The following is a 9467-nucleotide window of genomic DNA, read 5'->3' as shown; positions in this document are numbered from 1 at the left end:
AATCATATTTGGCCAGCAGATTTCCGACGCAGTGAGTAGGGTGACCCTGCTATTCGATATTCACCCGGAGGAATTACGTGAGATTCAGAAGAATCGGCGGTCGGGGGCTCGTACCCCTCCTGGTCGGCGGCCTGGCCCTGTCGGTCGCCGGGATCCCGGCGACACCGGCGGGCGCGCTGGCACCGCGGTCGGACTCCGGGCAGAGCGCGCCGGCCGCCGAGGAGGAGACCGCCCGTCAGCGGGCGGCCCGCACCGGGACTCCGGTGGAACTCCTCACCTCCCGGACCGAGGTGAGTGAGCAGGTCGTCAACCCGGACGGCAGCCACACCGTCACCCAGCACCTGCGGCCGGTCCGGGTCCGCGCCGGCAGCGGCTGGACGCCGGTGGACCCGGCTCTGAAGACCTCCGCCGACGGGACGGTCCGGCCGGCCGCCTCCGCCGTGGACGTCGCATTCTCCGGTGGCGGCAGCAAACCGCTGATCACCCTGGTCAAGGGGCCGCGCAAGCTCAGCATCAGCTGGCCCGACGCGCTGCCGGCGCCGACCCTGGACGGCGCCACCGCGACCTACCCGGCCGTCCTGCCCGACGTGGACCTCAAGGTCACCGCCACCGGCGACGGGTACACCCAGGTCCTGGTGGTGAAGACGCGTCAGGCCGCGCTCAACCCCAGGCTGGCCGATCTCCGGTTCCGGCTCGACCGTCAGAACGTCGCCGTCTCCACCGGGGAGGGCGGCGGCCTGGAGATCAAGGACAGCACCGGCGCGACGGTCTGGGCCGGACCCAGCGCCCTGATGTGGGACTCGCGCGGCGACGCGGCCGCTGCGGCCGCCCCCGCACCGGCAGGCACGGCCGCGAAGACTCCCGCCGCCAAGGGCGCCCAGGGCAGCCAGGGCGCGGTCGCCACCGGCGACTCTGCGGCGGATGCCGCGGCCGGCCCGCAGGACATCCCCGCCGAACAGGCCCCCGACCCGACCGACCGGACGGCCCACCTGCCGATCTCCGTGGTGGGCGACACCCTGGAGGTGAAGCCCGACGCGCGGTTGCTCACCGCCGCCGACACCGAGTTCCCGCTGGTGATCGACCCGTCCGTGACGGCCTTCGGCCGCCAGGCCTGGACCAGGGTCGACAAGAGCTACCCGGGCCAGGCGTTCTGGAACGCCAACGACATCGCCCGGGTCGGCCACGAGGACCAGGACGGCGGCACCAGCCGGTCGTTCTTCCAGATGGACAGCTGGAACTTCACCCGGCCGGGCGTGCGGATCAACAGCGCCCGGTTCGAGATCGTCGAGACCCACGCGTGGAGCTGCTCCGCGCGGCCGGTGGAACTCTGGTGGACCGGCGGGATCAACTCCACCACCAACTGGAACAACCAGCCGGGCTGGGGCGGTCTCTCCGACACCCAGAACGTCGCCAAGGGCAACGAGGCGCACGGCTGCGGTGACGACTGGGTCTACTTCAACGCGTACAACGCCGTGATGGCGGGCGTCCAGAACCAGTCGCCCAACCTGACCCTCGGCCTGCGGGCCGGCAACGAGAGCGACACCTACGGCTGGAAGAAGTTCGACAACAACCCCCGGCTGGTCGTCAACTACAACTACCCGCCGAACGCGCCGAACGCCTACGGCACCAACCCGTCCACGGTCTGCGCGACGGCCGCCACCGGCGCGACCGTCCTGGGCGCCACCACCGGGACGAACCTCATCCAGCTGCAGGCCACCGTCAGCGACCCGCAGGGCGACCAGGTCCGGGCGCACTTCTGGCTCGCCGACGACGACACCAACACCCTGGTGACCGACTGGACGTCGGGCTTCGTGAACAGCGGCACCCCGGTGAGCTTCTCGATCCCGGCCCAGTACATCCCCACCGACCGGCCGATCAGCCTGCGCTGGCAGGTCCGGGCCGAGGACGGCACCGACGCCTCCCCCGGCGTCCCCGCAGTCCCGTGCCACTTCAAGGTGGACCCGCTGGGCCCGAAGAACCCGCCCACCGTCGCCTCGGCGCAGTACCCGGCGCAGCGCTTCGGCGCCCCGGCCGGCACCCCGACCAGCTTCACGCTGAACGGCGGGGGCGACCCCGACGTGGTGAAGTACGTCTACTCGTACGACACCGACACCCTCAACGGGACCGCCGCCACCACCGCGGGCGGCCTCGTCACCCTGCCGTCCTACACCCCGACCAGCGCCGGCCTGCACACCCTGTACGCCGCGAGCGTGGACCCGGCCGGCAACCGCTCCTCCACCGCCGCGTACCGCTTCTACCCGACCAGGCCGGCCGCCGCGCCCAAGGTCGCGGGCGACTTCGACAACGACGGGTACGTGGACCTGGTCGGGACCTCCACCGACGAGGACCGGCTCTACTTCTACAAGGGCACCGCGTCCGTCGACAACGCCACCGGCCTGGTGTCCTCCACCTTCGCCCGGGACACCGAGCCGCTCTCCGCGTACCCGCCGGCCTGGCAGGGCGCCCTGGTGGCCCGGGGCGGCGACTACGTCAACGACGGCATCCCCGACCAGCCGCCGGCCGGCCAGGCCCGGGAGAGCTGGGACGACGGTGCCCAGGACGTGCTGGCGATCCAGCCGGACCTCGCCGACCCGGCGCGGCGCGCGCTCTACCTCTACGCCAACGACGGCGGCGGGCCCGACGCGGGAACGGTGCACTTCCAGAACACCATCGGCACCACCGTCGCCGATCCGAAGCTCGCCGGAGCCCCGTTCGGCTGGGCCGACGTGACCCAGCTCGCCGCCGCCGGCGACTTCGGCACCTCGGCCACCGTCACGGCCAAGGACAACCTCCAGGATCTCCTGGTGGTGGCCGATGACAAGCTGTACGCCGTCTACGGCCGGCCCTGCGTCACCAACACCGAGTGCGTGTTCGGCGCACCCCAGGAGGTCGGCTCCTCCGGGTGGGCCGGGATGGACATCGTCCGGGCGGTGGACCTCACCGGTGACGGCTACCCCGACCTGATCGCCCGCTCCCGCACCTCCTCCACGGACGGCCTGCGGATGTACCCGTACGTCGCCTCCGCCGGCGCGACCAGCCTCGGCTCCGGCACGACCCGGGTGCCGCTGGGCACCACCGGGTGGGGCACCGCCGCGCTGAAGAGCCTCTCCGCCCCGGGCGACCTCGACCTCGACGGCAAGGTCGACCTGGTCGGCGTCACCGTCGACGGCAGCATGCGCTTCTGGCACGGCGACGGCGCCAACGGCTTCACCAGCTCGGTCTCCGGCAGCATCACCGGCGTCGGCAACAAGTGCGTCGACGTCGCGTTCGCGCAGACCGACGTCATCCTGTTCACCTGCCTCGGCGGTGGCAACCAGCACTGGACCTGGAACAACAACAGCCTGATGACGCTGGGCAAGTGCCTCGACATCACGGTGCCGCCCAACTCCAACGCGCTCGGCGTGCTCGCTCCCTGCAACGGCTCGCCGAACCAGCAGTGGCTGGGCCTGCCGGACGGCCACCTGCAGAACCGGGGCTACGACGGGGTCAACGGGGTCAACTGGTGCCTGGCCTCGCCGGCCGGCAGTACGGCGGACAGCACCCGGCTGATCCTCTGGCAGTGCATGCCGTACACCGACCAGGTGTGGCAGTCGCCCGTCCAGCTCGGCCCGCGCGAGACGCTGGCGGGCGGCTGGTTGTCGACCGCCCGGATCGCCTGACCGGATCGCACAACCGGCCCCGCCTGACCGGACGGGCCGCAGGGCAGTACCGCCCCCACGCCGGGCCCGCAGCGCGCTCCTCGCGCCGCGGGCCCGGCCGGTTTGCCGGGTCGGTGTCAGCGCAGGGCCAGGGCCCCGGCCGCCGCCGGCTGCCGCGGCGCCGGCGGGACGGGTGTGTCGGGGCCGCAGGCGGTCTTGACCACGATGGCGTCCAGGGCGGCGGTGGCGCGGGCCGGGTCGGCCTCCTCGTAGGGGTTGGCGGAGATCGCCACCTGGTGGCGGCCCGCGAGGTCGCCGAAGAGGATGGTGCTGTAGCCGGCGATGCCGCCGTCGTGGCCCCAGACGTCGCCGCAGGGCAGCGTCCGGCGGGTCAGCCCGAGGCCGTACCCGAAGGTGCCCTCCTCGTCGATCGGGACGGTGGTGGTCATCTCCTTCAGCTGGGCGGGGCGCAGCAGCCGGCCGCCGAGCAGGGCGGCGTTGAAGCGGGCCAGGTCGTCCGTGGTGGAGATGCCGGCCCCGGCGGCGTAGGCGATCGAGGGGTTGAGCCGGCTGACGTCCACGCGCTCGCCGGACTCCCGCTTCAGGTAGCCGTGGGCGTAGCGGCCGGGGATCGCGGTGGAGGTGGTCGGCATGGTGGTGTGGTCGAGGCCGAGGGGGCGGATGATCCGGCGTTCGACCTCCTGGTTCCAGCTCCGGCCGGTGACCTTCTCGATCATCATGCCGATCGCCACGTAGTTGGTGTTGGAGTAGCTCCACTGCTGGCCGGGCGGGAAGTTGGGGGCGTGCCGGCCCGAGATGTCCAGCAGTTGCCGGGGCTGGTAGGTGGTCCACCGGCCGGTCGTGAGCCAGCTGCCGAGCTCGGTGTCGTCGTGGAAGTACACGCTGGGGTCGCCGAGGTAGTCGTACAGGCCGCTGGTGTGGTTGAGAAGTTGGCGGACGGTGATGCCTTCGCCGCCGCGCACCGCGCCGGGCAGGTAGCGCTCGATCGGCGCGTCCAGCTCGACCTTGTGCTCGGCGACAAGTTGCAGGACGACGGTGGCGACGAAGGTCTTGGTGACGCTGCCGATCCGGAACCGTCCGTCGGCGCGGGCGGCGGCGCCGGTGTCCAGGTCCGCCTGGCCGGAGGCGCCGCGCCACACCGTGCGCCCGTGGTCGCGGACCTCGCCGAGCGCCGCCGAGACGCCGGCTTCGGTGATCAGCGCGTCGAGGGCGCGGTCCAGGGCGGCGGAGTCGCCGTGGCGGGCCTCGGCCGCCCCGGCGCCGGCCGGCTCGGGCGGCGCGTCGGCGGCCGAGGCGGTGGGCGCGAAGGCCAGCAACGCGGCTCCGGCCAGCACTCCGGCGGCGATCCGGCGGGCCGTGCGACCGCCGGATCGGCGGGCGCGCGGATCCGGCGACTGTACGTCAGGCATGGTGTTCCCTCCCGGGCCGGTCCCCTCCGGCCTCACGGCCAGCCTGGCACCGGCCCGGAGGTTCGGGCATCGTCCTGCGGAGCGGTCCGGTCTCACCCTGCGGGAGGGGATCCGGTCAGCCTCGGTGAGGAGGGGTGGCCGGATCCGGCTCGGGGTCACCGCTCGTGAATGCGGGTGTCACCGCGCCGCGGCTGTCCGGGACGTCCACTGCACCCGGGTGGTTCAGGCCATCCAGAAGAAGACCGCCGTCATACGTTTCTCCTCCAGGGTGCTGCCCCAGTAGCCGGTGGCGGTGTGGATCAGGTTGGAGGTGTAGAGCAGCAGGCGGTTGTACCGGTTCGGCACCCGGACGTCCTCGGTGAACGCGTCGGCGGGGACGAAGCGGGTGCCCAGGGCGTCCACCAGGTTGTTGTGCGGGGCCGTCACCAGATTGCCGCCGAGCCGGCCGCCGGGCATGCTCTGCCGGTAGAAGCTGGTGCCGGTGTCCTTGGGCACGTCCGGGTTGAGGTAGAGCACGGCGGCGTAGCGGCAGAGCGCCCGGGAGTCGGTGTGCGGTCGGGGCTCGCACTCGTCCTTGCCGACCACCTGGACGCAGTTGTGGTTCAGGGTGGCGCCGCCGGGGGCGGTCTCCGCCCACAGCCGGGTGGCGCCGGTCGCCCGCCGCACCTGCTTCTCGATGTGGGCGAGTTCGTCCGGTTCGAGGCCGGGCATGGTGCGCAGTCCGGGCCAGCTCTCCGGCTTGTGCGGGTAGCCCTCGGCCCAGTCGTCGCGGGCGAGGACGCGGGCTCGGACGGCGTCGATGTCGGGCAGTGCGTCGTCGAGGATCCAGTAGTCCCGCCCAGGTGTGGGTTTGCGGTAGGGCAGCACGGGGAGCCCCGAGGGCCTCCGGGGTTGTGAGGGCATATCGGTGACGATACGGACGGGGTTCGTCAGCGCTCGCCCCCGCTTTGGTCAATGTTCATCAAAATGGTGGCCGACTCCGGCGCCGGGCCGGCCGCCCGGGCCCCCTCGGCCCTCTCGGCCTGCTCGGCCTGCTCGGCCTGCTCGACCAGCCGCAGGGCGCTCTCGGTGGACGCGATCAGGTCGAGGTCCTCGGCCGCCCGCCGCCTGCGCAGGGCCTCCTCCAGAAACGCCCTGGCCTCGGCGGTACGACCCTGGTCGAGGCGCTGTTTTCCGAGATGCTGGAAGCAGTAGGAGAGCAGGTGCGGGGCATGGGCGTGCGCGAGGCGCAGCGCCTTCCGGTAGGCGGACTCGGCGGCGTCCAGGTCGCCCCGGTACCGCTGGGCGTCACCGAGGTTGAGGTGGACGGCGACGGCTCGGCCGTCGTCACCCGCGAGGGCCGACGCGCGCCGCAGCAGGCGGACGGCCTCGTCGTGGCGGCCCAGCACCAGCAGTCCGACACCGGCCCGGCGCAGCACGTCCGGCCGGTCGAGGGGGCCGCCGAGCAGGTCGGCCACCGCTCGCTCCAGTGCTTCGCGGTCCTTGGGGACCATCCGGCCGCCCGCGTCCAGAACGATCAGACTCATCACCCGGCCCAGCCTGGCAGACCTGCCCCGGCGAGAAGGGGCTCGCTCGCCGCACCGGGCCCCCGGGCCGGCCCACGGCCCCTCGGTGCCGGGCCCGGGCCCGGGCGCCGACTGTCGGTGCCCTCCCAGTCGTGTCCGACGCTACCGTCGGGCCATGACCTTGGAGAAGAGTGACCTGATCGCGGCCCTGCGCCGGGACGCGGCCCGGCTGGCGGCCGCGGCGGAGCACAACCTCGGCGCGGTGGTGCCGAGTTGCCCGGACTGGACGGTGGCCGACCTGGTCCGGCACACCGGCGTGGTGCACCGGTTCTGGCGGCTGGTCGCCGCCGGGGAGATCGCCGGTCCCGGGGAGCATGTCGAGCCGCCACGACCGGCCGACGCGGACCTGGTCGCCTGGTTCGCCGAGGGCGCCGAGCGGGCTGCCGCCACCCTGGAGGGGCTGGACCCCGCACTCCCCCGGTGGAGTTGGGCGGACCGCAAGGACGTCGGGTTCATCCAGCGCCGGATGGCGCAGGAGACCGCCGTGCACGCCTGGGACGCGGTGAACGCCGCCGGCCGGGACGAAGCCGTCGAGCGGGTCCTCGCCATGGACGGGGTGGACGAGTTGCTCGCGCACTTCCTGCCACCCGCCGCGCCCGCCGGGCTGGCCGAGGCCGGACTGCACCTGCACGCCACGGACGGTGCGGCGGGCGAGGCCGGCGGCGAGTGGACGCTCCGGGCGGTGGACGGCCGGTGGCTGGTCGGCCGTCTGCACGGCAAGGGCGCGGCCGCCGCCCGGGGCACCGCCTCGGACCTGCTGCTGCTCCTCTGGGGCCGCCGCCCGGCCGAGCGCGTGGAGGTCTTCGGCGATCCGGACGCCCTCAAGGCCTACCTGGCGAACTTCGTCCGCTCCTGAGTGGCGGGCGGGCCCGCCCGCGTTCCCCGACGTGGGCGGGCGGCGCGGGCGGGCGGGCGGCTACTTCTGGCCGTTCACCCAGGTCAGGCCCCAGCCGTAGGCCTGGTCGATGAACTGGTGGTCCGAGAAGTCGGGGGTGCGCTGGTAGTACTGCCCCTGCCGGTGGACGGTGAGGCCGGTGCCGTCGTTCTCCAGCAGCGCGACCACGCAGCTGGTGGCCGGGAACTCGCAGCCGTCGACGGCGAGTTCGACCGGGGGCCCGGCGGCCGGGAAGAGCGTGGCCAGGCCGTTGAGGCCGGTCAGCGGACGGAGGTCGAACGCGAAGGCGAAGATCAGCAGCCGCTTGATCTCGGCGACCCGGTCGAGATTGATCCAGAGGTCCTCGCCGGTGGCCAGCGAACCGGTGCGGTCGTCGTTGGCCAGCTGGATGAACGGCGGCGCGTAGAGGTTCCCGAACTTCTGGCCGACCGCCTGAACGATGTCCTTGCTGCCGTCCTGGAGTTCCCAGAGGCAGGCGAGGTCCAGGTCGCGACCACTGTCCTGCGGTGCCTGGCCGGCGCTCTGCGCGCCCCGGAGCTTCTTGCCGAGCCAGCCACCGCGCTCCGCCCCCTTCGGCGGGGCGCCGGCGGGCGTCCAGTTGAGGTTCACCCGCATCAGGCCGCCGGTCGCCCCGTGCTTGGTCAGCGAGAGGGCCGGGTCCTTGGCGGTCAGCGAGACCTTGCTGAGGTTGAGCGGCGCGGCGGCGGGCAGGGCCTGGGCGTGGCCCCCGTACGGCGGCTGGGCCGGGCCCGGTGCCGGTTCGGGGTACGGCTGCGGGCCGGGCGCCGGGTACGGGCCGGGCGCCGGGTAAGGGGCGGGCGCCGGGTACGGGCCGGGCGCCGGGTACGGGCCGGGCTGGGCGAGCGTCGGGGCGGGCGGCATCGGCGCGGCCGCGAACTGCCGGGGGTCCGGCGCCGAGGGCAGCGGTTGCGGCGGGTAGGGGGCCGACGGGTACGGGGCTGGGGCCGGCAGAGCCCCGAACTGCTCCGGCGGCGTGTACTGCTGGGGGTCCGGGAGCTGGAAGTGCTCCGGCTCCGGCGCGGGCGCGGACGGTACCTCGGGCTGCGCCGCGGGCACGGCGAACGGGTGCTGCGGCGCTGCGGGCACGGGAGCCGGAGCAGACGTCGGAACGGACGTCGGCGTCGGCGTCGGCGTCGGCGTCGGCGTCGGCGTCGGCGTCGGCGTCGCTGTCGGCGTCGGTGTCGGTGTCGGTGTCGCTGTCGGCGTCGGTGTCGGTGTCGCTGTCGGCTCCGGATCGACCTGGATGCCGTAGTCGGTGGCGAGCCCCGCCAGCCCGGAGTCGTAGCCCTGTCCGACCGCCCGGAACTTCCAGCCCTCGCCCCGCCGGTACAGCTCACCGAGGACGAACGCGGTCTCGGTGCTGGCCCCGGTGTCCTCGAAGCGGACCAGTTCCTGGCCGGAGTCCGCGTCCAGCACCCGCAGGTGCAGGCCGGGCAGGCTGCCGAAGTTCCCGCCGTCGCTGGAGGCCGCCAGCAGGACGGTCTGTACGGCAGGTTCGAGCGCGGCGAGCGAGACCGTCAGCGAGTCGACGACGCCGCCGGAGAGCTGCTGCTTCCCGAGGTGGCGGACCGCGCCGGAGGCGTCCTGCGGCTGGTTGTAGAAGACGAAGTCGTCGTCGGAGCGGACCTTGCCGCCGGCGAGCAGCAGGGCGGAGGCGTCGGCGTCGGGCACGCCCGGTCCGCTCCGCCAGCCGAGTTCGACGCGGACACCGGCCGCGGCCAGCGGCACGTTCGCGCCCTTCGGTATCACCATCAGCGGCCAGACCTTCCCCTGTGCTCAACAGACCTGCGTCGCCCAACCGTAGCGCCGGACCGGCCACGCGCGTGCGGGAGTACCGGGCGCCGGGCGGTACCGGGCCCGGGACAGTGCCGGGCGCGGGACCAGGTCGGGGCCCGGGCGCCTACCCTGTCCGGATGGG

The 9467-nt window shown here is 73.6% G+C and carries 6 protein-coding genes; 2 read left to right on the top strand and 4 right to left on the bottom strand.

All coding sequences use genetic code 11. The features are described from left to right. Positions 1-77: 77 nt before the first annotated feature. The gene (locus tag OG689_RS31480) at positions 78-3659 is read left to right on the top strand and encodes a ricin-type beta-trefoil lectin domain protein (protein WP_266324237.1); all 3582 of its coding nucleotides are present in this window, start codon (positions 78-80) and stop codon (positions 3657-3659) included. A 116-nt stretch (positions 3660-3775) separates the two neighbouring features. On the opposite strand, the gene OG689_RS31475 is transcribed toward OG689_RS31480, so the two are convergent. The 3 genes from OG689_RS31475 to OG689_RS31465 all read right to left on the bottom strand — a co-directional run bounded on the left by OG689_RS31475 (position 3776) and on the right by OG689_RS31465 (position 6594). Then, entirely contained in the window at positions 3776-5068 is a 1293-nt protein-coding gene (locus tag OG689_RS31475) for a serine hydrolase domain-containing protein (RefSeq protein WP_266324236.1), read from the bottom strand. 222 nt (positions 5069-5290) lie between these two features. Beyond that, positions 5291-5971: a DUF6445 family protein gene (locus OG689_RS31470; protein ID WP_266324235.1), complete on the bottom strand. Its 681-nt coding sequence runs from the start codon at positions 5969-5971 to the stop codon at positions 5291-5293. Between the two features lie 26 nt (positions 5972-5997). Beyond that, positions 5998-6594, bottom strand: coding sequence for a tetratricopeptide repeat protein (locus OG689_RS31465; RefSeq protein WP_266324234.1), 597 nt, complete (start codon positions 6592-6594; stop codon positions 5998-6000). A 154-nt stretch (positions 6595-6748) separates the two neighbouring features. On the opposite strand from OG689_RS31465, the gene OG689_RS31460 reads away from it, so the two are divergent. Continuing rightward, positions 6749-7489: a maleylpyruvate isomerase family mycothiol-dependent enzyme gene (locus OG689_RS31460; RefSeq protein WP_266324233.1), complete on the top strand. Its 741-nt coding sequence runs from the start codon at positions 6749-6751 to the stop codon at positions 7487-7489. Between the two features lie 60 nt (positions 7490-7549). Here OG689_RS31460 and OG689_RS31455 read toward each other — a convergent pair whose 3' ends face one another. After that, positions 7550-9301: a TerD family protein gene (locus tag OG689_RS31455; RefSeq protein WP_266324232.1), complete on the bottom strand. Its 1752-nt coding sequence runs from the start codon at positions 9299-9301 to the stop codon at positions 7550-7552. Between the last annotated feature and the right edge of the window lie 166 nt (positions 9302-9467).

Origin of the sequence: Kitasatospora sp. NBC_00240 (genome assembly GCF_026342405.1) — a bacterium.
GTDB lineage: Bacteria > Actinomycetota > Actinomycetes > Streptomycetales > Streptomycetaceae > Kitasatospora.
The sequence above is the reverse complement of the archived record's forward strand: the minus strand, read 5'-3'. Positions and strand labels throughout refer to the sequence as shown.